General features: G+C 61.6%; 20 protein-coding genes. 10 read left to right on the top strand and 10 right to left on the bottom strand.

All coding sequences use genetic code 11. The annotated features are described in order from the left end of the window. Positions 1-80: 80 nt before the first annotated feature. Complete coding sequence (locus DMX11_RS24790) at positions 81-2,381, top strand: YgiQ family radical SAM protein (protein ID WP_110748112.1); 2,301 nt, start codon at positions 81-83, stop codon at positions 2,379-2,381. Positions 2,382-2,518: 137 nt separating this feature from the next. On the opposite strand, the gene DMX11_RS24785 is transcribed toward DMX11_RS24790, so the two are convergent. Beyond that, entirely contained in the window at positions 2,519-3,106 is a 588-nt protein-coding gene (locus DMX11_RS24785; protein WP_110748107.1) for a TIGR00730 family Rossman fold protein, read from the bottom strand. A gap of 349 nt (positions 3,107-3,455) precedes the next feature. Here DMX11_RS24785 and azu point away from each other — a divergent pair, with 349 nt between their 5' ends. After that, entirely contained in the window at positions 3,456-3,905 is a 450-nt protein-coding gene (azu, locus tag DMX11_RS24780; RefSeq protein WP_110748103.1) for an azurin, read from the top strand. A 67-nt stretch (positions 3,906-3,972) separates the two neighbouring features. Here the strand turns inward: azu and nadE are convergent, their stop codons facing one another. Both nadE and pncB read right to left on the bottom strand, forming a co-directional pair. After that, complete coding sequence (gene nadE, locus DMX11_RS24775; protein WP_110748100.1) at positions 3,973-4,800, bottom strand: ammonia-dependent NAD(+) synthetase; 828 nt, start codon at positions 4,798-4,800, stop codon at positions 3,973-3,975. A 3-nt stretch (positions 4,801-4,803) separates the two neighbouring features. Beyond that, positions 4,804-6,009, bottom strand: a complete 1,206-nt coding sequence (gene pncB / locus DMX11_RS24770) for a nicotinate phosphoribosyltransferase (protein ID WP_110748096.1) — start codon at positions 6,007-6,009, stop codon at positions 4,804-4,806. A gap of 469 nt (positions 6,010-6,478) precedes the next feature. On the opposite strand from pncB, the gene DMX11_RS24765 reads away from it, so the two are divergent. The 6 genes from DMX11_RS24765 to DMX11_RS24740 all read left to right on the top strand — a co-directional run bounded on the left by DMX11_RS24765 (position 6,479) and on the right by DMX11_RS24740 (position 12,977). Beyond that, positions 6,479-7,615 (top strand): branched-chain amino acid ABC transporter substrate-binding protein, encoded by a 1,137-nt coding sequence (locus DMX11_RS24765; protein WP_110748093.1) that lies wholly within the window; start codon positions 6,479-6,481, stop codon positions 7,613-7,615. Between the two features lie 157 nt (positions 7,616-7,772). Further along, positions 7,773-8,687, top strand: a complete 915-nt coding sequence (locus tag DMX11_RS24760; RefSeq protein WP_054887845.1) for a branched-chain amino acid ABC transporter permease — start codon at positions 7,773-7,775, stop codon at positions 8,685-8,687. 2 nt (positions 8,688-8,689) lie between these two features. Continuing rightward, a complete protein-coding gene (livM, locus tag DMX11_RS24755; protein ID WP_003249592.1) occupies positions 8,690-9,991 on the top strand; it encodes a high-affinity branched-chain amino acid ABC transporter permease LivM in 1,302 nt (433 codons plus the stop codon). Beyond that, positions 9,988-10,863, top strand: a complete 876-nt coding sequence (locus DMX11_RS24750; protein WP_110748090.1) for an ATP-binding cassette domain-containing protein — start codon at positions 9,988-9,990, stop codon at positions 10,861-10,863. The genes livM and DMX11_RS24750 overlap by 4 nt, the downstream gene beginning before the upstream one ends. Continuing rightward, entirely contained in the window at positions 10,860-11,576 is a 717-nt protein-coding gene (locus DMX11_RS24745; RefSeq protein ID WP_110748087.1) for an ABC transporter ATP-binding protein, read from the top strand. The genes DMX11_RS24750 and DMX11_RS24745 overlap by 4 nt, the downstream gene beginning before the upstream one ends. A gap of 636 nt (positions 11,577-12,212) precedes the next feature. After that, on the top strand, positions 12,213-12,977 hold the full coding sequence (locus tag DMX11_RS24740) for an SDR family oxidoreductase (RefSeq protein WP_110748084.1): 765 nt from the start codon (positions 12,213-12,215) through the stop codon (positions 12,975-12,977). A 49-nt stretch (positions 12,978-13,026) separates the two neighbouring features. Here DMX11_RS24740 and DMX11_RS24735 read toward each other — a convergent pair whose 3' ends face one another. The 4 genes from DMX11_RS24735 to DMX11_RS24720 all read right to left on the bottom strand — a co-directional run bounded on the left by DMX11_RS24735 (position 13,027) and on the right by DMX11_RS24720 (position 15,782). Further along, positions 13,027-13,275 carry a hypothetical protein gene (locus tag DMX11_RS24735; RefSeq protein WP_110748081.1) on the bottom strand — a complete coding sequence of 83 codons (249 nt, stop codon included), beginning with the start codon at positions 13,273-13,275 and terminating at the stop codon, positions 13,027-13,029. Positions 13,276-13,380: 105 nt separating this feature from the next. Beyond that, the gene (locus DMX11_RS24730) at positions 13,381-14,481 is read right to left on the bottom strand and encodes an AGE family epimerase/isomerase (RefSeq protein ID WP_110748077.1); all 1,101 of its coding nucleotides are present in this window, start codon (positions 14,479-14,481) and stop codon (positions 13,381-13,383) included. Between the two features lie 94 nt (positions 14,482-14,575). Continuing rightward, the gene (locus DMX11_RS24725) at positions 14,576-15,208 is read right to left on the bottom strand and encodes a TetR family transcriptional regulator (protein WP_110748073.1); all 633 of its coding nucleotides are present in this window, start codon (positions 15,206-15,208) and stop codon (positions 14,576-14,578) included. Positions 15,209-15,329: 121 nt separating this feature from the next. Then, on the bottom strand, positions 15,330-15,782 hold the full coding sequence (locus tag DMX11_RS24720; RefSeq protein WP_110748070.1) for a phage infection protein: 453 nt from the start codon (positions 15,780-15,782) through the stop codon (positions 15,330-15,332). A gap of 340 nt (positions 15,783-16,122) precedes the next feature. On the opposite strand from DMX11_RS24720, the gene DMX11_RS24715 reads away from it, so the two are divergent. Next, positions 16,123-18,189, top strand: a complete 2,067-nt coding sequence (locus tag DMX11_RS24715; protein ID WP_110748066.1) for an AsmA family protein — start codon at positions 16,123-16,125, stop codon at positions 18,187-18,189. A gap of 30 nt (positions 18,190-18,219) precedes the next feature. Here DMX11_RS24715 and DMX11_RS24710 read toward each other — a convergent pair whose 3' ends face one another. Together DMX11_RS24710 and osmE are read right to left on the bottom strand one after the other, a co-directional pair. Continuing rightward, complete coding sequence (locus DMX11_RS24710) at positions 18,220-18,750, bottom strand: bacterioferritin (RefSeq protein WP_110748063.1); 531 nt, start codon at positions 18,748-18,750, stop codon at positions 18,220-18,222. A gap of 47 nt (positions 18,751-18,797) precedes the next feature. Beyond that, the gene (gene osmE / locus DMX11_RS24705) at positions 18,798-19,139 is read right to left on the bottom strand and encodes an osmotically-inducible lipoprotein OsmE (RefSeq protein ID WP_009683294.1); all 342 of its coding nucleotides are present in this window, start codon (positions 19,137-19,139) and stop codon (positions 18,798-18,800) included. A 123-nt stretch (positions 19,140-19,262) separates the two neighbouring features. Between osmE and DMX11_RS24700 the strand changes: the two genes are divergently transcribed. Next, positions 19,263-20,153 (top strand): triacylglycerol lipase, encoded by an 891-nt coding sequence (locus DMX11_RS24700; protein WP_110748059.1) that lies wholly within the window; start codon positions 19,263-19,265, stop codon positions 20,151-20,153. On the opposite strand, the gene DMX11_RS24695 is transcribed toward DMX11_RS24700, so the two are convergent. Further along, positions 20,150-21,022, bottom strand: a complete 873-nt coding sequence (locus DMX11_RS24695) for a DMT family transporter (protein ID WP_110748056.1) — start codon at positions 21,020-21,022, stop codon at positions 20,150-20,152. The genes DMX11_RS24700 and DMX11_RS24695 overlap by 4 nt on opposite strands. Between the last annotated feature and the right edge of the window lie 398 nt (positions 21,023-21,420).

Here is a 21,420-nt window from a genome sequence, read left to right as displayed (position 1 = left end):
CGAATCCAGTCGGATTTGGTCAAAATTTGTGCTATATTCCGCGCCCGCGATTTCCCTGCACACCAGAACCGGTCACTGACATGCAAGCAGCCAAACCACTCTACGACTATCCCAAGTACTGGGCCGAATGCTTCGGGCCAGCACCTTTCCTGCCAATGAGCAGGGAGGAGATGGATCTGCTCGGCTGGGATTCCTGCGACATCATCATCGTGACCGGTGATGCCTACGTCGATCATCCGTCGTTTGGTATGGCCATCATTGGCCGTCTGCTGGAGGCCCAGGGCTTCCGCGTGGGCATCATCGCCCAGCCGAACTGGCAGTCGAAAGACGACTTCATGAAGCTCGGCGAACCGAACCTGTTCTTCGGCGTGGCCGCCGGCAACATGGACTCGATGATCAACCGCTACACCGCGGACAAGAAGATCCGTTCCGACGATGCCTACACCCCTGGTGGCCTGGCCGGCAGCCGTCCGGACCGTGCCAGCCTGGTGTACAGCCAGCGCTGCAAGGAAGCCTACAAGCATGTGCCGATCGTGCTCGGCGGCATCGAGGCTTCGCTGCGCCGCATCGCCCACTACGACTACTGGCAGGACAAGGTTCGTCACTCGATCCTGATCGACGCCAGCGCCGACATCCTGCTGTTCGGCAACGCCGAGCGCGCGGTGGTCGAGGTGGCGCAGCGCCTGTCCAGCGGCGAGAAGATCGAAACCATCACCGACGTGCGCGGCACTGCCTTCGTGCGCCGCGATACCCCGCAGGGCTGGTACGAGATCGACTCCACCCGTATCGACCGCCCAGGTCGCGTCGACAAGATCATCAACCCGTACGTGAACACCCAGGACACCCAGGCCTGCGCCATCGAGCAGGCCAAGGGCGACCAGGAAGACCCGAACGAAGCCAAGGTGGTGCAAATTCTCGACAGCCCGGCCGTGACCCGGGAAAAGTCGGTGATCCGCCTGCCATCGTTCGAAAAGGTGCGTAACGACCCGGTGCTCTATGCCCACGCCAACCGCGTGCTGCACCTGGAGACCAACCCGGGCAACGCCCGTGCCCTGGTACAGAAGCACGGCGAAGTGGATGTGTGGTTCAACCCACCACCCATCCCGATGAGCACCGAGGAAATGGACTACGTGTTCGGCATGCCGTACGCCCGTGTGCCGCACCCCGCCTACGGCAAGGAGCGCATCCCGGCCTACGAGATGATCCGCTTCTCGGTGAACATCATGCGTGGCTGCTTCGGTGGCTGTACCTTCTGCTCGATCACCGAGCATGAAGGCCGCATCATCCAGAACCGCTCGCACGAGTCGATCCTGCACGAAATCGAAGAGATGCGTGACAAGGTGCCGGGCTTTACCGGCGTGGTCTCCGACCTTGGCGGGCCGACCGCCAACATGTATCGCATCGCCTGCAAGAGCCACGAGATCGAGAAGCACTGCCGCAAGCCATCGTGCGTGTTCCCGGGCATCTGCGAAAACCTCAACACCGACCACAGCTCCCTGATCGAGCTGTACCGCAAGGCCCGTGCCTTGCCGGGTGTGAAAAAGATCCTGATTGCTTCCGGCCTGCGCTACGACCTGGCGGTGGAATCGCCGGAGTACGTCAAGGAACTGGTCACCCACCACGTTGGCGGCTACCTGAAGATTGCCCCGGAGCACACCGAGCGCGGCCCGCTGGACAAGATGATGAAGCCGGGTATCGGCACCTATGACCGCTTCAAGCGCATGTTCGAGAAATTCTCGAAAGAAGCGGGCAAGGAGCAGTACCTGATCCCGTACTTCATTGCCGCGCACCCCGGTACCACCGACGAAGACATGATGAACCTGGCCCTGTGGCTGAAGGGCAATGGCTTCCGTGCCGACCAGGTACAGGCGTTCTACCCATCGCCAATGGCCTCGGCTACGGCCATGTACCACTCAGGCAAGAACCCGCTGCGCAAGGTGACCTACAAGAGCGAAGGGGTGGAGATCGTCAAGAGCGACGAGCAGCGCCGCCTGCACAAGGCGTTCCTGCGGTACCACGACCCGAAGGGCTGGCCGATGCTGCGTGAAGCGCTGGAACGTATGGGCCGAGCCGATTTGATCGGGCCAGGCAAGCACCAGTTGATCCCGGCGCACCAGCCGCAGACCGACAGCTACCAGAGCGCGCGCCGCAAGAACTCGACGCCGGCCGGCAGCCACAAGGTGGGCAAGGATCAGAAGATCCTCACCCAGCACACTGGCCTGCCACCGCGTGCAAGCGATGGCAGCAAGCCGTGGGACAAGCGCGAGAAGGCCAAGGCCGAAGCGTTTGCGCGTAACCAGCAGGCGGCCAAGGAGCGCAAAGAGGCGAGCAAGGGCGGCAAGGGCAACAAGAAGCCGCGCCAGCCTGTCATTCCGCGTTAACTGATCGACTATTGGGGCTGCTTTGCAGCCCATCGCGACACAAGGCCGCTCCCATATTGATCGGCTGTACGCAGTGCTTTTGTGGGAGCGGCCTTGTGTCGCGAAAGGACCGCGAAGCGGTCCCAAAAGTCTCAGCTTCAATCAGGCTGCTTGTCGACCCACTTAGGCGCGACCGGCGCCACAAAGCTGTCCATCCCGTCCAGCAGCTCGTCCGGCTGCTGCCCCAGCAGTAACATCGCCCGGTGTTGCGGGCGCACGAAGCCTTCTTCGACGATATGGTCGAGGAACCCGCCCAGCTTGTCGTAGAAACGGTTCACGTCCAGGAGCCCGAGTGGCTTGGCGTGATAGCCCAGCTGCCCCCAGGTCCACACTTCGAACAGTTCCTCCAGCGTACCCAGGCCACCCGGCAAGGCAATGAAGGCGTCGCTTAGCTCGGCCATGCGGGCCTTGCGTGCATGCATACCATCCACCACTTCCAGCCGGGTCAGGCCTTTGTGGCCGACTTCAGCGTCCAGCAGGCTCTGCGGAATGATCCCGACCACTTCGCCGCCGGCCGCCATGGCCGCGTCGGCTACCACGCCCATCAAGCCGACTGCGCCACCGCCATACACCAGGGTCAAGCCACGGCGGGCAATGGCCTGGCCTAGCGCGACGGCTGCTTCACGGTAGGCAGAGTTGGCGCCCATGCTGGCGCCGCAGAATACACAAACGGAACGTACGGGCATTGCTCATCTCCTGTCACTCAGGCGCACAGGGTACGGCGCATGCCCGTCGCTTCCAAGGCCGGGTTCATTCTGGTCGGGAGAATTCGCAGATTGCTCCTGTGGCCCCGTGGGCGTAGGCAGCAAGCAGGCTGTTGAGGAAGCTGGAGATGGGCATTTGGTATTGCTCCTAAATGATTGGTTGTCCCATCGTCTAATAAAAGGGCATGATGTGCCCTTAGATTGGTTGTATACAATCCATTGAACAATTCTACTGGCTGACCGCTTGACACCCCCTTGACCCATATCAGCAAGGGGCTGAACGGTTTCAGGCAGTCTCGCAATTGATAAAACCCTGCCAAGGAGATTCATGATGTTTGCGAAAGCTGTAGCGGTATCCCTGCTGACCCTCGCCAGCGCTTCTGTCTTCGCCGCCGAGTGCTCGGTCACTGTCGACTCGACTGACCAGATGTCCTACACCAGCAAGGAATTCACTGTCGACAAGAGCTGCAAGGAATTCACCGTCAAACTGACCCACTCTGGCAGCCTGCCGAAGAACGTCATGGGCCACAACCTGGTGATCAGCAAGACTGCCGACATGCAGGCCATTGCCACTGAAGGTATGAGCCAGGGTCTGGAGAAGGACTACCTGAAGGCTGACAACGCCGCGATCATCGCCCACACCAAGATGATCGGCGCGCCGGAGAAAGAAACCGAAGTGAAGGTCGACACCTCCAAGCTGGAAGCCGGTGGTGACTACAGCTTCTTCTGCACTTTCCCGGGCCACATCTCGATGATGAAAGGCAAGGTCATCGTCAAGTAATCAAAGGCTGACGGTGAACCCTGTGGGAGCGGGTGAACCTGCTCCCACAGGTCCTTCTATGGCCTTATCAAGGGGCGAACGGCAGTTCGCGCTTGTGCTGGGTCTTGCGGTAGGTGGCGACGATGATGTCGAACGCTGCCTGGTCAACCGGCTGCCCATGCAGGAAGGCATCGATCTGCGCGTAGGTCACGCCATGTGACGCCTCGTCCGGCTTGCCCGGCTCCAGGTCTTCCAGGTCGGCCGTTGGCACCTTCTCCACCAGTGATTCCGGCGCACCGAAGCTGCGCGCAATGGCCCGTACCTGGTTTTTTACCAGCCCGCTCAGCGGGGCCAGGTCGCAGGCACCATCACCAAACTTGGTAAAGAAGCCCATCACCGCCTCGGCGGCGTGGTCGGTTCCGATCACCAGACCTGCGCGGGCGCCAGCGATGGTGTACTGGGCGACCATGCGGGTGCGTGCCTTGACGTTGCCAACCACGAAGTCCACCAACGTCGGCGAGCCGTTCTTCAGCGCCACCACTTCAGTTGCCAACGCACGCACCGCCGGGGCGATGTCCACGGTGTGCACTTCATCGGCCTTGATCACTTCAAGGCAGGCCTGGGCATCATGCTCGTCATGCTGTACCTGATACGGCAGGCGCACGGCAATGAAGGTGTACCCCTTGTCGCCGGTTTCGGCGCGCAGCTCGTTGATGGCGCGCTGGGCGAGCAGGGCGGCGGTCAGCGAGTCGACGCCGCCGCTGATGCCCAGTACCAGGGTCTTGAGCCGGGCGTTGGCCAGGCAGTCCTTGATGAACGCCACGCGCCGGGTGACCTCGGCCTCGAGCGCGGCAGCGTCGGCGAATGGCGGCTGTACCTTCAGCGCCTGGGCAATCTCTTGCTGAACCGCTTGCATGGGTTACTCCTTGCTGGGGACTTTGAATACGTGACGCATGTAGGCAACGAAGTTCTCGTCGCGGCATTGGGTCTTGGCGGCTTCATCAGAGATCTTCGCCACCGGTGCGCCGTTGCAGTCGGTCATTTTAAGCACGATGCTCATGGGCACCACACCCGGGATATCGCACGTGAGGTTGGTACCGATGCCGAAACTGACGTTGATGCGACCGCGCAGGGCACGGAAGATTTCCAGTGCGCGGGTCAGGTTGAGGCCGTCGGAGAACACCAAGGTCTTGGTCATCGGGTCGATACCCAGTTTCTGGTAGTGGGCAATGGCCTTTTCCGCCCAGGCCACCGGCTCGCCCGAGTCGTGGCGCAAGCCGTCGAACAGCTTGGCGAAGTACAAGTCGAAATCGCCCAGGAAGGCATCCATGGTGATGCAGTCGGTCAAGGCAATACCCAGCAGGCCGCGGTACTCGCGTACCCAGCAGTCCAGCGCGGCGATCTGGCTGTCGATCAGCCGCGGCCCGAGTTGCTGGTGGGCCATGATCCACTCGTGGGCCATGGTGCCCAATGGCTTGCTATCCAGTTTCCATGCCAAGTCGACGTTGCTGGTGCCGACAAAGCGGCCCGGGAAGTCGTCGCGCAGCACCCGTACCACTTCTTCCTGCACACGGCTGGAGAAACGCCGGCGGGTGCCGAAGTCGGCCACCTGCAGTTCGGCCAGCTCGTCGTCGCTGGCATGCGCGCGCAGCCAGTCGAACTTGCGGTACAGCTGGTCGCGTGCCTCGGCCAGGCGCATGTGCGGGTGCAGATGGCGGTTGCGCACTTCGCTGACGATCGCCAGCAGCGGCACCTCGAAGAGGATCACATGCAGCCACGGGCCTTTCAGGCGCAGAAACAGCTGGTCGTTCTCGATGCCAATGCGCACGTAGCGCAGGTTGAAACGGAACAGCCGCAGAAAGCGCAGGAAGTCGGGCTTGAGGAAACTGATGCGCTCAAGGAAGCCCAGTTGGCCATCATCCAGGGTGAGGTCGCTGAGCAAGTCGAGCTGGTTGCGGATCTCGCCGAGATAGGGGCGCAGATCCTCGCCATTGCGGCAGCGGAATTCCCATTCGACGTCGGCGTCCGGGTAATTGTGCAGCACGCCCTGCATCATGGTGAGTTTGTAGAAGTCGGTGTCGAGCAGGTTGTGCACGATGCGCTCGGCGAATGCGCTTTCGCTCATCAAGGGGGCTCCGGAAGCGGCGAGTGGCCGACATTGTGCCAGCCTTTTGGGCCTCGTTGTGTCTGGGCTGGCCTCTTCGCGGGTGAACCCGCGCCTACAGGGCCGCGGATCTGCCAAAACAGAGGTGTTTTTCCGTGCGCCAGCTAGCCTTGAAACGGTGCCGCCTGTAGCAGTTGCGCACCAGCGGTGTGCAGTTCGGTGACGTCCGTTGTTACAGGGCGGTTGCACGTAAACACTTGCCAGGGTTGCAATGATGGCACTCGATGGTTGCTCCTTGTCTGTACGTGTGGTGGCGCCTGCCGCGTGGCAGACGGTTGCACGCGCAATAAAGGAAAGGCCGTCGGTCGCCTGCGGGCGCCTGGCACAGTGTGTTTTCCCGGAATACAAAACCGATGGCACGGCCCTTGCTCTGAGCACAGGGCTGAGAAGTTGTAGTGCCAACCAAAAAAAACTCTAGGAGCACCACCTCATGTCGCAGACGTTTTACAAGAAAGGTTTCCTGGCTCTGGCCGTAGCTACGGCACTGGGTGTTTCTTCGTATGTTCAGGCCGACGTCAAGATCGGTGTAGCGGGCCCAATGACCGGTGCCAACGCAGCGTTTGGCGAGCAGTACATGAAAGGTGCGCAGGCTGCGGCCGACAAGATCAACGCCGCCGGTGGCGTGAATGGCGAGAAAATCGTCCTGGTGAAGGGCGATGACGCCTGCGAGCCGAAGCAGGCTGTGGCCGTGGCCAACCGACTGGTCGACCAGGACAAGGTGATCGGCGTAGTGGGCCACTTCTGTTCCTCCAACACGATCCCGGCGTCCGAGGTATATGACGAGGCGGGCGTAATCGCCATCACCCCAGGCTCCACCAACCCACAGGTCACTGAGCGCGGCCTGAGCGCCATGTTCCGCATGTGCGGCCGTGACGACCAGCAGGGTATCGTCGCTGGCGACTACATCGTCGACGTGCTCAAGGGCAAGAAGGTCGCGGTGTTGCACGACAAGGACACCTACGGCCAAGGCCTGGCTGACGCGACCAAGGCTCAGCTGAAGAAACGCGGCGTGGAGCCTGTGCTGTACGAAGGCCTGACCCGTGGCGAGAAAGACTTCAGCGCCGTGGTCACCAAGATCCGCGCGGCCGGTGCCGACGTGGTCTACTTCGGCGGCCTGCACCCGGAAGCCGGTCCGCTGGTACGCCAGCTGCGCGAGCAGGGCCTGAAGGACGTCAAGTTCATGTCCGATGACGGCATCGTCACCGATGAACTGGTATCCACCGCAGGCGGCGCACAGTACGTCGATGGCGTGTACATGACCTTCGGCGCCGACCCGCGCTTGCTGCCAGACAGCAAAGCTGTGGTGGAGGAGTTCCGCAAGAATGGCACCGAGCCCGAGGGCTATACCCTGTATGCCTACGCCTCGTTGGAAGCCCTGGCGGCCGGTTTCAATGGTGCCAAGTCGAACAAGGGTGAAGACGCCGCCAAGTGGCTGAAGGCGAACCCGGTGAAGACCGTCATGGGTGAGAAGAAGTGGGACAAGAAGGGCGACCTGACAGTGTCCGATTACGTGGTCTACCAGTGGGACAAGAGCGGCAAGTACCACCAGCTGGATAAACAAAAATAATAACGGCTGCCAGCCCGGGTGCGCTTGCGCCCGGGCCAACGCCCCCGCGGTACCTGTCCTTATTCGGAGACCTGCACGGTTCTGCACTGCTGGGGCCGCTTCATCCGTGGCTGTTGGTGGTCGGCACGCGTGCAGTCTCGCTCAGTGAGATTGCGTTATGGATGGTATTTTCCTGCAGCAACTGGTCAACGGCCTGACCCTCGGGTCGGTCTATGGCCTGATCGCCATCGGCTACACAATGGTCTATGGCATTATCGGCATGATCAACTTCGCGCACGGCGAGGTGTATATGATCTCTGCATACCTTGCGGCGATCAGCCTGGCATTGCTGGCTTACTTCGGTATCGAGTCGTTTCCCCTGCTGATGTTGGGCACGCTGTTGTTCACCATCGTCGTCACGGGCGTGTATGGCTTCACCATCGAGCGCATCGCCTACAAACCCCTGCGTAACTCTACCCGCCTCGCACCGCTGATCAGTGCCATCGGTATTTCGCTGATCCTGCAGAACTATGCACAGATCAGCCAGGGCGCTCGCCAGCAAGGCGTGCCAACCCTGCTGGAAGGTGCCATGCGCATCGAGGTCGGCACCGGCTTCGTGCAACTGACCTACACCAAGATCTTCATTCTGGTGGCAGCCTTTGTCGGCATGGGCCTGCTCACCTACGTGATCAAATACACCAAGCTCGGCCGTATGTGCCGCGCTACCCAACAAGACCGCAAGATGGCCTCGATCCTGGGCATCAACACCGACCGGGTGATTTCCTACGTGTTCGTGATCGGTGCGGTGATGGCCGCGCTGGCCGGCGTGCTGATCACCCTGAACTACGGCACCTTCGACTTCTACGCCGGGTTCATCATCGGCATCAAGGCGTTTACCGCCGCGGTGCTCGGTGGCATCGGCTCGCTGCCTGGCGCGATGCTCGGCGGGATCATCCTGGGTATTTCCGAGTCGCTGTTCTCCGGCCTGATCAACTCCGACTACAAGGACGTGTTCAGCTTCTCGCTGCTGGTGATGATCCTTATCTTCCGCCCACAAGGCCTGCTGGGTCGCCCGCTCGTGGCTAAGGTGTGAACATGTCGATTGCCAAAATTGCCTCTGCCTCTGAAACCAAAGGTTTCGATATCAAACGCAGCCTGCTCGAGACCATCGTTGCCGGCTTGCTGGCGCTGATCGTCTTCGGCCCGATCGTCGGCGTGGTGCTCGACGGGTATACCTTCAACGCCGAACCTCGTCGGGTAGCCTGGCTGGTCGGCGGGGTGATGCTCGGGCGTTTCCTGCTCAGCCTGTATGTGCAGACCGCTGCCGGGCGGCGCATGCTCGAGGGCTTCGACAGTGGCGGCTCGGGCGTGCATGTGCGCGCGCCGAACTATGTGTCGCGGCTGCGCTACATCATCCCGGCGCTGGTGGTGATTGCCATCGTCTTCCCGATTTTCGCCAACAAGTACCTGCTGACTGTGGTCATTCTTGGCCTGATCTACGTACTGCTGGGCCTGGGCCTGAACATCGTGGTGGGCCTGGCCGGCCTGCTCGACCTGGGTTACGTAGCGTTCTACGCCATCGGTGCCTACGGCCTGGCGCTGGGGTACCAGTACCTTGGCCTGGGCTTCTGGAGCGTGCTGCCCCTGGCGGCCATCGCGGCGGCGTTGGCGGGCTGCATTCTAGGCTTCCCGGTGCTGCGGATGCACGGCGACTACCTGGCGATCGTGACCCTGGGCTTTGGCGAAATCATTCGCCTGGTGCTGAACAACTGGCTGTCGTTCACCGGTGGCCCCAACGGCATGCCGGCGCCATCGCCAACCTTCTTCGGCCTGGAGTTCGGCCGCCGCGCCAAGGACGGTGGGGTGCCGATCCATGAGTTCTTCGGCTTCGAATACAACGCCAACCTCAAGTTCGTGTTCATCTATGCGGTGCTGTTCATGGTCGTGCTGGCGGTGCTCTACATCAAGCACCGCCTGACCCGCATGCCAGTCGGCCGGGCCTGGGAAGCGCTGCGCGAAGACGAGATCGCGTGCCGGTCGATGGGCCTGAACCACGTACTGGTCAAGCTTTCGGCGTTTACCCTTGGCGCCTCTACCGCTGGCCTGGCCGGGGTCTTCTTCGCCACCTACCAGGGTTTCGTCAACCCGTCTTCATTCACCTTCTTCGAGTCGGCGTTGATCCTCGCCATTGTCGTACTGGGGGGCATGGGCTCGACCGTGGGCGTGGTCATCGCGGCGTTCGTGCTGACCGTGGCGCCAGAGCTGCTGCGCAGCTTCTCCGAATACCGGGTGCTGCTGTTCGGCGTGCTGATGGTGCTGATGATGATCTGGCGACCGCGTGGGCTGATCCGCATCAGCCGTACCGGTGTGACCCCGCGTAAAGGAGTGGCGCCATGAGCGACGATATCATTCTCTCGGTCGACAACCTGATGATGCAGTTCGGTGGCATCAAGGCGCTCAGCGATGTCAGCCTGAAGGTTCGGCGCAACCAGATCTTCGCCCTGATCGGCCCCAATGGCGCCGGCAAGACTACGGTGTTCAACTGCCTGACCGGCTTTTACAAAGCCAGTGGCGGGCGCATCGAACTGAACGTGCGCGGTAGCCATACCAACGTGATCCAGCTGCTCGGTGAGCGCTTCCAGGCGGCCGACTTCGTTTCACCTGCGCGCTTTGCCAACCGCATGTACTACAAGATGTTCGGCGGTACCCACTTGGTCAACCGCGCCGGCCTGGCGCGCACCTTCCAGAACATCCGGCTGTTCAAGGAAATGTCGGTGGTGGAAAACCTGCTGGTGGCGCAGCACATGTGGGTCAACCGAAACCTGCTGGCGGGTGTGCTCAACACCAAAGCCTATCGCAAGGCGGAGAGCGATGCGCTGGACCACGCCTTCTACTGGCTGGAAGTGGTCGACCTGGTCGATTGTGCCAACCGCTTGGCCGGCGAACTGTCGTACGGCCAGCAGCGCCGCCTGGAAATTGCCCGGGCCATGTGCACGCGGCCAAAGATCATCTGCCTGGACGAACCGGCAGCGGGCCTTAACCCGCAGGAAACCGAAGCGCTCAGCAGCATGATTCGCGTGCTGCGTGACGAGCACGACATCACTGTGGTGCTGATCGAGCACGACATGGGCATGGTCATGAGCATTTCCGACCATATCGTGGTGCTGGACCACGGCAACGTAATTGCCGAAGGCTCGCCGCAGGACATCCGCCACAACCCGACGGTGATCGCCGCCTACCTGGGTGCCGATGAAGAGGAACTGGTATGAGTGCACCCATTCTCGAGTTGAAGGACCTGGACGTGTTCTACGGGCCGATCCAGGCGCTGAAAAAGGTCTCGATGCACATCAACGAAGGCGAGACGGTAAGCCTGATCGGTGCCAACGGTGCCGGCAAGTCCACCCTGCTGATGTCGATCTTCGGCCAGCCGCGGGCGGCTTCCGGGCACATCGTCTACCGCGGTACCGACATCACCCGCAAGTCGTCCCACTACATCGCTTCCAACGGCATCGCGCAATCGCCGGAAGGGCGCCGGGTGTTCCCCGACATGACCGTCGAGGAAAACCTGATGATGGGCACCATCCCCATCGGCGACAAGCATGCGGACGAAGACATGCAGCGCATGTTCGAACTGTTCCCGCGCTTGAAGGAGCGGCGTAACCAGCGGGCCATGACCATGTCGGGTGGCGAGCAGCAAATGCTGGCGATAGCCCGGGCGTTGATGAGCCGGCCGAAGTTGCTGTTGCTGGACGAGCCTTCGCTGGGGCTGGCGCCGATCGTGGTCAAGCAGATTTTCTCGACGTTGCGAGAGCTGGCCAAGACCGGGATGACCATCTTCCTGGTGGAGCAGAACGCCAACCATGCACTGAAACTGTCCGACCGGGCCTATGTGATGGTCAACGGGCAAATCCGCATGACCGGGACCGGGCAAGAATTGCTGGTCAACGAAGAGGTGCGTAACGCGTATCTGGGCGGGCACTAAGTGGCACTCGGGGGCTGATGCTTGGCCGGTAGGAGCGACCTTGCGTCGCGATGAGGCGCAAAGCGGCCCCCGAAGCCAATGTGGACAACCTGTTTCATCCCCCTCACTGAATCACGCCTCCAGCTGACCACAAGCCATTGTTTCCACAGGCCCTTTTTGTCCACTGATAATGTGGAGCCGCCTGTGGAAAACATGGTGGCATCTCCCTCGAGCCCTTTGATAACAAGCCCTCCAGGATGGTGGTTGTTTTTTGATCACATGCGCCATATGGATGAATTTCCACCACTTTTCTATTCTCCTGAAATGTCAGGGAATTCGCGTAAGGTCTGTGGATAACTCTGTGTAAAAACCTTGGACAGACTGCTACAGGCAGCATGTTTGAAAGCCTTGCGCCATCACTCTCAAGCGCTCGACCGACCACTCTGCGCTGAAAGGGTTCCGCGTAGTGGACAAGTTGCCCCCAATCCGTGGGGAAAGCCTTGTGGATAACATGCGCATAGCTGCCGCGGAGCCCTCTGCGGCAGGGGTTTGCAGAACATGAACAAAAAATGAACAGCGGCTTATACAGCTTGCTGCCAACGCCGACCGCGGGCATGCTGCGAAGCTGCCATGAAAACCTACCGTGAGGAACAGAGCATGACGTCCACCGTATTCATTACTGGCGCCACTTCCGGTTTTGGCGAGGCCACTGCCCGCCGCTTCGCCGAAGCCGGCTGGAAGCTGGTGCTAACCGGTCGCCGTAAGGAGCGTCTGGACGCGCTGTGCGCCGAGTTGTCGGCCAAGACCGAAGTCCATGGCCTGGTTCTCGACGTTCGCGACCGCAAGGCCATGGAGCAGGCCATCGCCGGCCTGCCGGCAGGCTTTGAAAAGATCCGTGGCCTGGTCAATAACGCCGGCCTGGCGCTGGGTGTGGATGCCGCGCAGAACTGCAGCCTGGACGACTGGGAAACCATGGTCGACACCAACATCAAGGGCCTGATGTACACCACCCGCCTGCTCCTGCCACGCCTGATTGCCCATGGTCGCGGCGCGTCGATTCTCAACGTCGGCTCCGTGGCGGGCAACTACCCGTACCCTGGCAGCAATGTGTATGGTGGCACCAAGGCCTTTGTCGGGCAGTTCTCGCTGAGCCTGCGCTGCGACTTGCGCGGCACGGGTGTGCGGGTGAGCAATATCGAGCCGGGCCTGTGCGAGAGCGAATTCTCGCTGGTGCGTTTCGGCGGTGACCAGGCCAAGTACGATGCTACCTATGCGGGTGCGGAGCCGATCCAGCCGCAGGACATTGCCGAGACCATTTTCTGGATCCTCAATCAGCCGGCGCACATCAACATCAACAGCCTGGAGCTGATGCCGGTGAGCCAGGACTGGGCGGGGTTCTCGATCGACCGTTCAAAAGGCTAAGCACAAACCGCGAACCGGAAAGGCCCGGTTCGCGGTGCAGCCGGATCGGTCACTTGATGTAGGAGAAGCTGGTTATATCGTGAGGGATGATGCCTAACGCTTGATGGATGTCATTGATGGCGTCATGCAGGCCCATGTCCTCGGCCGTTGCTTCACAATTGATGACACGCCGCAGGCTTAGCAGGTAGCTGAGTTTGCCATGGGAGTGCTCATCGTAGCAGCGGCCCTTATCGATGATCTTTTGCGCCGCTCGGTTGATCTGCTCTTCGACAAATGCCTTGAAGGCTTCTGAATCCATGTTGATGACTCCTGAAAATTCGGAAATGGAGCATCAACATAGGGGTGAGGAGATTGTTCCGGCAGAGGGAAAGGCTCCCCCCTCACAGGTTGGCCCTATGAATAGTCAGGCGTCCGCCCGGTTCATCCCTTCCAGACAGGTAGCCAAGTGATAAGGGGTGGTCGATGGCATGTCATCCCTGCTGACCGCTCCGTCGCCACCGCGGCACTCATACCACCCGGCGTCACGCAGAAACCGCACTGAAAGAGCGCCTAGCTGCCCAGCTATCTTTGCTTCACTGCCCTCACGCAAAGTAAGCGCCCGCAGGTACTCGGCCTGCGCCCAGATACGCTGGGAGGCATCAAGCGTCGAGCCATCCACATTCAGCATTGCCAATACGGCGGCATCTTTTACCCCGAATTGCTCGGCAAAGCCGAATGCCCGGTCGATGGACGCATGAAGCGGCGTTTCACGCAGTAGCGGCGAGGTATCCAGAAGGTAGAACCACTCGAACTGGTGGCCCGGCTCAAACCAGTTATCCACAGCCCCGCGTGGCTTTTCCAGCATCAGGCCGTGGGCGGGTTCGATGAAATGCGCTTGCAGTGCTGCGCACAGTTGCAGCAGCGACTGCCGGGCATGTTCGTCCTCGCGCACGGCCAGCACCTGCAGGAAGGCTTCGGCCAGGTGCATTTGCGGGTTCTGCAGCGGACCGCTGCCCAAGTCCGCCCAATCCTCGCCAAGGGTGGCCTCGTACAGGCCATCGTCACGGGCGAACTGCTGGTCGATGATGTCCAGCGCGGCATTCAGGGTGGATTCCACCAGGCTTTCGCGCACCTTGCCCCAATAGTGCGCGCAGGCAAACACGATGAACGCGTGGGTGTACAGGTCTTTGCGCCGGTCCAGCGGTTTGCCCTGGGCATCGATGCTGTAGAACCAGCCACCGTGCTCGGCGTCGTGGAAGTGCTTCTGCAACGAGCGGAACAGTGCGGCGGCACGTTGGGCTGCGCCCGGTTGCTCGATACGGCTGCTGAACAGGTACAGCTGGCGTGCGCAGGCCATGGCGCGATAGCGCTGCACCGGCAAGGGCTGGTGTTGGGCGTCTAGCGCTTCGTAGGGCAGGGCCATGTCGGCATTCCAGCCCGGGCCTAGCCACATTGGCACGATGCGCTCGGCGAAGTGCTGGTTGAAACGGGCCAGTTCGGGCAGGGTAGGGCGGGGGTCGGACATTTCGGCGCTCGTCGCTGTCGGGCAGGGCGCCATGGTAGCAGAACTGGGGTTTTCGGTAGCCTGTGCCGGTATTAGGGCCAGTCCAGGCTAACGATCAACTCGGGTTGCCGAGCCCTTGCCAATGCCGCGCTCCGACAAAGATGAAGCGCAACTGCTGGGTGATCTTTTCCTGCGGAGTCAGGGCCTGTGGATAACCCGCTTCCGGGCTGTCGATCAGCTCGGGCAGGGTGGCGAAGACCGTCTTCACCACCAAGTCGGCCATTACCGCCAGCGCGGCGCTGTTCAGGTGTTGCCAGCGCTTCATCCGCGCAAGGTCGGTAGCGAGGTCATCGCTGATGTCCTGGCGCAGGCGCGCAATCGCCTGGCGCACGGGCTGTGAGCCACCGTACTGCTCGCGGGCGAGGAACAGGAACTGCGCCCGATGGGCGGCCACCACGTCGAGAAAGATGCGCACCGAGGCGTCGGTGATGCCGCCCAGTTCGAATTCGTTCTGGCGCACCAGGCGGATGGTCTGGCGGAAGGTGGTGTCGATTTCGGCGACGAGGGCCAGGCCCAGGGCGTCCATGTCGGAGAAATGCCGATAGAAGCCGGTCGGCACGATGCCTGCCGTCTTTGCCACTTCGCGCAGGCTGATACTGCCGAAACCACGGCCACTCTCCATGAGCAGGCAGGCGGCATCGAGCAGGGCCTGGCGGGTCTGTAGCTTCTGTTCGGCGCGCGGCAGCATGGTGCGGGCTTCTGTGACGGTAAAGCTGGGCACTCTAGTTAAAAAAACAAAGCCCGGTCAATGACCGGGCCTGGAGGAGAGCAGGTGTTGTGACAGTGGTTGTTCTTTTCGACCATGGCAATCAGCTCACACGGCTGAGTTCAACCAGGCGATCAGAGCCACCTTCAGCTACGCGGCCGGATCGTTCGATCAGGCGATCAGAGCCACCTTCAGCTACGCGGCCGGATTGTTCGATCAGGCGATCAGAGCCACCTTCAGCTACGCGGCCGGATCGTTCGATCAGGCGATCAGAGCCACCTTCAGCTACGCGGCCGGATCGTTCGATCAGGCGGTCCGAGCCACCTTCTGCAACACGACCGGATCGTTCGATCAGGCGGTCCGAGCCACCTTCTGCAACGCGGCCGGATTGTTCGATCAAGCGATCGGAACCACCTTCGGCAACGGTTTTTAGGGGCTGGGCGATTTCTGCAGCGCTAGAGCGGGATTCGGCGGTCAGATGTTGTTCGGCGGCTGGCAGGGCAAAAGCGTTGGCAGCCAGGATTGACAGGGTGAGGGTCAGCAGGTGGCGTTTCATGATCAGGTGCTCCTCTCGGGGGCTGGAAAGTGGGTACGAAGCCAATGCTACGCCGGGTAGCGCCAGAGAGAAGTTCATACGGATAATGGTAACAATCGACCGTATTGATAGAGGTTGGAAAGTGCTCTAGAAAGCGTGATACAGGTCGCTTAGTGGCACTTTGATCTCGTCGTTGAAGCGTCACACGCATGGCCTGGCGGGACGAATTGTTGATCAAGCCGCCAGGAAAAACTTCGCTATCATGACGCGACAGATAAAACCCCACGGTTTTTCGTCAGTCCGAGTTATTAAGTGCCACCGCTGTGCCGGTTTTGAGCCATGCCGCAAGGAGAATCACGCAATGACGCGTCCCGCCAGAATCTTCGTCTGGACCCTCGCCACCCTGCTGACAGTGCTGGCCATACTGGTGGTGGTGATCGCCACCTTCGACTGGAACCGCGTCAAGCCGATGCTCAACGAAAAGGTCTCCGAGGCCCTGCACCGGCCATTCGCAATCAATGGCAACCTGGCCGTGCATTGGCGTACCGAGCCGGAAGAAGGCGGCTGGCGCGCCTGGGTGCCGTGGCCGCACTTCATTGCCGAAGACCTTACCCTGGGCAACCCGGAATGGCTCAAGGAGCCGAAGATGGTCGGCCTGGAGCGTGTGGAGTTTCGCCTCGCCCCCCTGCCACTGCTGTTCCAGCAGATCAGCATCCCGCGCATCGACCTGACCAGGCCCACGGCCAGCCTGACCCGGTTGGCTGATGGCCGCGCGAACTGGACGTTCGACTTCGGGCCGAAGGATGAAAATGAAGAACCTTCGAAATGGCAGCTGGACATTGGCGCCATCGGCTTCGACCAGGGCAATGTCAGCTTCGACGACCAGACCCTGAAAACCAGCATGAAGGTGCAGGTCGACCCGCTGGGCAAGCCGATCCCGTTCAGTGACATAGTCGGCAAGGCAAGCGCCGAGAAGGCTGGCGGTACACAGGACTACGCCTTTGGCTTCAAGGCCCAAGGCCGCTACAAGGGCCAGCCGGTGTCCGGCACTGGCAAGCTTGGCGGCCTGCTGGCCCTGCAGGACGCCAGCCAGCCGTTCCCGCTACAGGCCGACGTGCGCATCGCCGATACACACGTGGTGCTTGCAGGCACGCTGACCGATCCGCGCAACCTGGGCGCACTCGATCTGCGCCTGCGCCTGTCGGGTGCCAGCCTGGGTAACCTGTACCCGCTGACCGGGGTCACTTTGCCTGACACCCCTGCCTATTCCACCGACGGCCACCTCACGGCCAACCTGCATGCGGCATCAGGTGCCACGTTCAACTACCAAGGTTTCAACGGCAAGATCGGTGACAGTGATATCCATGGCGACCTCGCCTTCGTCGCCAGCCAGCCACGGCCAAAGTTGTCTGGCAACCTGGTGTCCAACCAGCTGCTGTTCAAGGACCTGGCGCCACTGATCGGCGCCGACTCCAATGCCGAGCAGAAGGCGCGTGGCGGCGCCAGCAAGCAGCCAGCTGGCAAGGTGCTGCCAGTGGAGGAGTTTCGCACCGAGCGCTGGCGTGCGATGGATGCCGACGTGACCTTTGCCGGCAAGCGCATCGTGCACAGCGAGCAACTACCGTTCAACGATTTGTCGGCCCACGTGATCCTGGACGATGGTCAGTTGCGCCTTGATCCCCTGCGTTTCGGCGTGGCAGGTGGCAGCCTGGCTTCAAACATCCGCCTGGACGGGCGCAGCGTGCCGCTGCAAGGCCGTGCCCGGCTGACGGCACGAGGCTTCAAGCTCAAGCAGCTGTTCCCCACCTTTGCCCCGATGCAGACCAGCTTTGGTGAGTTGAACGGTGATGCTGACATCAGTGGCCGTGGCAATTCGGTGGCGGCCCTGCTGGGTACCGCCAATGGCGACCTGCGCATGCTGATCAATGATGGCGCCATCAGCCGCAGCCTGATGGAGATTGCCGGTTTGAACGTGGGTAACTACGTGGTTGGCAAGCTGTTTGGTGATGAGGACGTGAAGATCAACTGCGCCGCGGCCGATGTGGGGATCAAGGATGGCCTGGCGACGACCCGGCTGTTCATCTTCGATACCGAGAACGCGATCATCTACATCAACGGCACGGCCAATTTCGCCAGTGAGCAGTTGGACCTGAAAGTCACCCCGGAATCGAAAGGGCTGCGGCTGTTCTCGCTGCGTTCGCCGCTGTATGTGCGCGGTGCCTTTGCCAAGCCGAGTGCGGGGGTGCAAGCGGTACCGCTGGCTTTGCGTGGCGCGGGGATGGTGGCACTGGGGGTGGTTGCCGGGCCGGCGGCGGGGTTGCTGGCGCTGATCGCACCGAGCAGCGGGGATGACCCCAACCAGTGCACGCCGTTGCTTCAGCAGATGAAGGCGGGCAAGGCGCCGGCTGCGGTGAAAGCCAAGAAGTGAGAAAAGGGGCCGCAATGCGGCCCCCAGCGATTACAGCCCTTGCAACAGATCGGACATATCGTCAGCGTGTTCTTCTTCCTGCGCCAGGATGTCTTCGAAGATGCGCCGGGTAGTCGGGTCCTTGTCGCCAATGTACTGAATGATCTCGCGGTAGCTGTCGATGGCGATGCGCTCCGCGACCAGATCTTCCAGCACCATCTCCTTGAGTGAATTGCCGGCCACATACTGGGCATGCGAATTCTTGCTCAGGTTATCCGGGTTGAAGTCGGGCTCGCCGCCCAGCTGTACGATGCGCTCGGCCAGCTTGTCGGCATGTTCGGCTTCCTGGTTGGCATGCTCGAGAAACTCGCTGGCAGCCACGCTGGCTTTGATGCCGCTGGCCATGAAGTAATGGCGCTTGTAGCGCAGCACGCACACCAGTTCGGTGGCCAGCGACTCGTTCAACAGGCGCAGGATCTCTTGCCGGTCGGCGTGGTAACCCTCGGTCACCGCGCCTTGTTCCACGTGCTGGCGGGCACGTTCGCGCAGGGTTTGTACATCGGTCAGTTCAGTCGCACTCATGTTTATCTCCGAAAGCATCAGGGTGGTCGTGGCATGTGCCGAAAGACTTACGCGCCGTGTACGGCTTCGCTGTCTTCTTCGCGTTGTTTACACGTTTTGAAACCCTTGGCATCGACATGGCCCGTAGCGTCGAAACGCACGTAGTAGGGCTGCTGCTTGCCGTCATGGTTGAGGATGTAGTCGTTGCAGGTGCCCCCGTGCGGCAGGTCAATCACGTTCGACGGGCTGCCGCCGATGGCGATGACCTTTTGCATGGTCATGCCGTGCTCCACCTGCTTGACCAGCGGTTCATCGCGGTAGGTGACATAGTCCACCGGGTTTTCCGGGCGGCTGCCGCAGGCGGCGAGGGTGGCGCTTGCCAGAAGGATTGCCAGGGTCTGCTTGTACATGGTCCCGCTCCTTGCAAAGGGTCTGTGTGGTTTGGAACCACAGCGCGGGCCGGGAGTTCGATTGCGATGGTCATGAAGACCGCTGTAGTGTTGGCCGATCGTCCACGGAAAGGGGCAGGGGCTATGCAGCAGGAATTGGCCACGCGATACCCGATGGTGCTGGTGCCGGGCATGCTCGGCTTTGTCCGGGCAGTGTTCTATCCCTACTGGTTCGGCATTGTCCCGGCGCTTCGCAAGGGCGGCGCGCAGGTGTTCCCGGTGCAGGTTTCGCCGCTGCATTCCAGCGAGGTGCGCGGCGAGCAATTGCTGGCGATCATCGAAGACATCTGCCAGCGCACCGGCGCCGACAAGGTCAACCTCATCGGCCACAGCCAGGGCGCCCTTAGCGCACGTTACGCCGCAGCCAAGCGGCCTGGGCGGGTGGCTTCGGTCACTTCGGTGGCGGGCCCCAACCATGGCTCGGAGCTTGCCGACCACCTGGAGCGCACGGCCCCGGGCGATTCCCCGCAAGGGCGTATCCTCAAGGCCGTCCTGCATGGCTTTGCCGTGCTTTTGGTGTGGCTGGAAACCGGCTGGCGGCGCGATCCGCTGCCAGTGGATGTGCACGCCTCGCACCAGTCGCTGACCAGTGCTGGCGTGGCGCTGTTCAACCAGGCTTATCCACAGGGCTTGCCAGAGACTTGGGGCGGGGAAGGGGCTTATGAGGTCAATGGCGTGCGCTACTACTCCTGGTCCGGTACCTTGCAGCCCGGCCTGACCGACCAGGGGCGCAACCGCTTTGACGGCAGCAGCCGTTTCTGCCGCCTGTTCGCGCGCAGCTTTGTCAGGGAAAAGGGCCACTGCGACGGTATGGTCGGGCGTTTCAGCTCGCACTTGGGGCAGGTGATTGGCGACGGTTACCCGCTTGATCACCTGGATATCGTCAACCAGTCGCTCGGCGCCGTGGGCAAAGGCGCCGATCCGGTGCGGCTATTCACCGAGCACGCCGCGCGGCTGAGGGCCGCAGGGCTTTAGCGGCGCACTGGCGTGGTCCAGCGCTCGGCCAGCACCACACCGGCCAGGGTCAGCAGGCCGCCGACCAGGTGGTAGCTGGCGAGTTGCTCGTCCAGCACCACGGCGGCTATCAGTGCGGTGACCAGGGGCAGCAAGTTGAAAAACAGCGTGGTACGGCTAGGGCCCAGGCGTTGCACGGCCTGCATCCACACCAATGGCGCGATCATCGAGGCCAGTACGCAGGCATACAGGACCAGGCCGATGTTGTGGCTGTTCAGGCCGATCTTGTCTGACAGCAGGAACAACGGCAGTAACACGATGATGGCCACCAGCACCTGCAGGTACAGCAGTTGCATCGGTGGCAGACGCAGCTGCCATTTCTTCAGCAAAAAGCTGTACAGGGCATACGCCAGGGTGGCTACCAGCATCAGCAGATCACCACTGTTCAGGCCTTGTTGCAGCAGGCTGACGGGGTGGCCGGCGCTGACCACTTCCAGCACACCCAAGAACGACACCAGCGCGCCGAACAGGGCGCCGTAGCTCAGGCGCTGGCCCAGCCAGGCGATGGACAGCGCGAGTGACATCAGCGGCATCAGCGAGAGGATGATGCCCATGTTGGTGGCGCTGGTGATGCCGGCGGCAAAATAGGCCAGGCTCTGGTACAGCGCCATGCCCAGCACGCCGAGCACGAACACCTTGGCCAGGTGCGGTCGGATGGCGGCACGGTTGCGCCACACGGCGGGCAGCAGGAACGGGGTGAACAGCAGCCCGGCCAGCAGCCAGCGGTAGAAGCCGATCTCGGCAGGGTGAATAGCACCGGCAGACATCTTGGTGACCACGGTGTTGCCGGCCCAGATGAGGATGGCGGTGAGGGGGAACAGATAATTCATGTAGCAAGGGTACTCGCAAAGCAGTGTGTGTAGGCGTTGGCCGTTACAGCAGCAGCGCCTGTCAGATCGAGCGCCGCCCGGGCGGCGCATCGCGAGCTGCGCTCGCTCCTACGTTTTTTTCGTGCCAATTATGCCTGTGGGATTTGCGCGCGAACGCCTTGGCGCATGGCGCGATGTTGCGTCATACAAAAAGGGGGGCCGCGCGCGCCTGTCACAGGCGTTACTGGCCCGAAACAAGCGTAGGAGCGAGCGCAGCTCGCGATGCGCCGCGCGGGCGGCGCTCGATCTCTGCAACACCCCAGAACTCACGTCATGCATCCCTTGCCCCCGCCTCGCCAGGCGCGAAGGGGCGCTGAGCATTCTTGGCTACACTCAGCTCGACCCCCGTGCATCGGGCG

Origin of the sequence: Pseudomonas sp. LB-090624 (genome assembly GCF_003205205.1) — a bacterium.
Classification (GTDB): Bacteria; Pseudomonadota; Gammaproteobacteria; order Pseudomonadales; family Pseudomonadaceae; genus Aquipseudomonas.
The sequence above is the reverse complement of the archived record's forward strand: the minus strand, read 5'-3'. Positions and strand labels throughout refer to the sequence as shown.

What these genes read in the sequence shown, in the direction of transcription:
- DMX11_RS24695 (WP_110748056.1), bottom strand. Translation starts at nt 21,022, where the DNA reads ATGAATTATCTGTTCCCCCTCACCGCCATCCTCATCTGGGCCGGCAAC.
- livM (WP_003249592.1), top strand. Translation starts at nt 8,690, where the DNA reads ATGTCGATTGCCAAAATTGCCTCTGCCTCTGAAACCAAAGGTTTCGAT.
- DMX11_RS24715 (WP_110748066.1), top strand. Translation starts at nt 16,123, where the DNA reads ATGACGCGTCCCGCCAGAATCTTCGTCTGGACCCTCGCCACCCTGCTG.
- azu (WP_110748103.1), top strand. Translation starts at nt 3,456, where the DNA reads ATGTTTGCGAAAGCTGTAGCGGTATCCCTGCTGACCCTCGCCAGCGCT.
- DMX11_RS24750 (WP_110748090.1), top strand. Translation starts at nt 9,988, where the DNA reads ATGAGCGACGATATCATTCTCTCGGTCGACAACCTGATGATGCAGTTC.
- nadE (WP_110748100.1), bottom strand. Translation starts at nt 4,800, where the DNA reads ATGCAAGCGGTTCAGCAAGAGATTGCCCAGGCGCTGAAGGTACAGCCG.
- DMX11_RS24785 (WP_110748107.1), bottom strand. Translation starts at nt 3,106, where the DNA reads ATGCCCGTACGTTCCGTTTGTGTATTCTGCGGCGCCAGCATGGGCGCC.
- DMX11_RS24730 (WP_110748077.1), bottom strand. Translation starts at nt 14,481, where the DNA reads ATGTCCGACCCCCGCCCTACCCTGCCCGAACTGGCCCGTTTCAACCAG.
- DMX11_RS24790 (WP_110748112.1), top strand. Translation starts at nt 81, where the DNA reads ATGCAAGCAGCCAAACCACTCTACGACTATCCCAAGTACTGGGCCGAA.
- DMX11_RS24765 (WP_110748093.1), top strand. Translation starts at nt 6,479, where the DNA reads ATGTCGCAGACGTTTTACAAGAAAGGTTTCCTGGCTCTGGCCGTAGCT.
- pncB (WP_110748096.1), bottom strand. Translation starts at nt 6,009, where the DNA reads ATGAGCGAAAGCGCATTCGCCGAGCGCATCGTGCACAACCTGCTCGAC.
- osmE (WP_009683294.1), bottom strand. Translation starts at nt 19,139, where the DNA reads ATGTACAAGCAGACCCTGGCAATCCTTCTGGCAAGCGCCACCCTCGCC.
- DMX11_RS24710 (WP_110748063.1), bottom strand. Translation starts at nt 18,750, where the DNA reads ATGAGTGCGACTGAACTGACCGATGTACAAACCCTGCGCGAACGTGCC.
- DMX11_RS24735 (WP_110748081.1), bottom strand. Translation starts at nt 13,275, where the DNA reads ATGGATTCAGAAGCCTTCAAGGCATTTGTCGAAGAGCAGATCAACCGA.
- DMX11_RS24740 (WP_110748084.1), top strand. Translation starts at nt 12,213, where the DNA reads ATGACGTCCACCGTATTCATTACTGGCGCCACTTCCGGTTTTGGCGAG.
- DMX11_RS24745 (WP_110748087.1), top strand. Translation starts at nt 10,860, where the DNA reads ATGAGTGCACCCATTCTCGAGTTGAAGGACCTGGACGTGTTCTACGGG.
- DMX11_RS24725 (WP_110748073.1), bottom strand. Translation starts at nt 15,208, where the DNA reads ATGCTGCCGCGCGCCGAACAGAAGCTACAGACCCGCCAGGCCCTGCTC.
- DMX11_RS24720 (WP_110748070.1), bottom strand. Translation starts at nt 15,782, where the DNA reads ATGAAACGCCACCTGCTGACCCTCACCCTGTCAATCCTGGCTGCCAAC.
- DMX11_RS24700 (WP_110748059.1), top strand. Translation starts at nt 19,263, where the DNA reads ATGCAGCAGGAATTGGCCACGCGATACCCGATGGTGCTGGTGCCGGGC.
- DMX11_RS24760 (WP_054887845.1), top strand. Translation starts at nt 7,773, where the DNA reads ATGGATGGTATTTTCCTGCAGCAACTGGTCAACGGCCTGACCCTCGGG.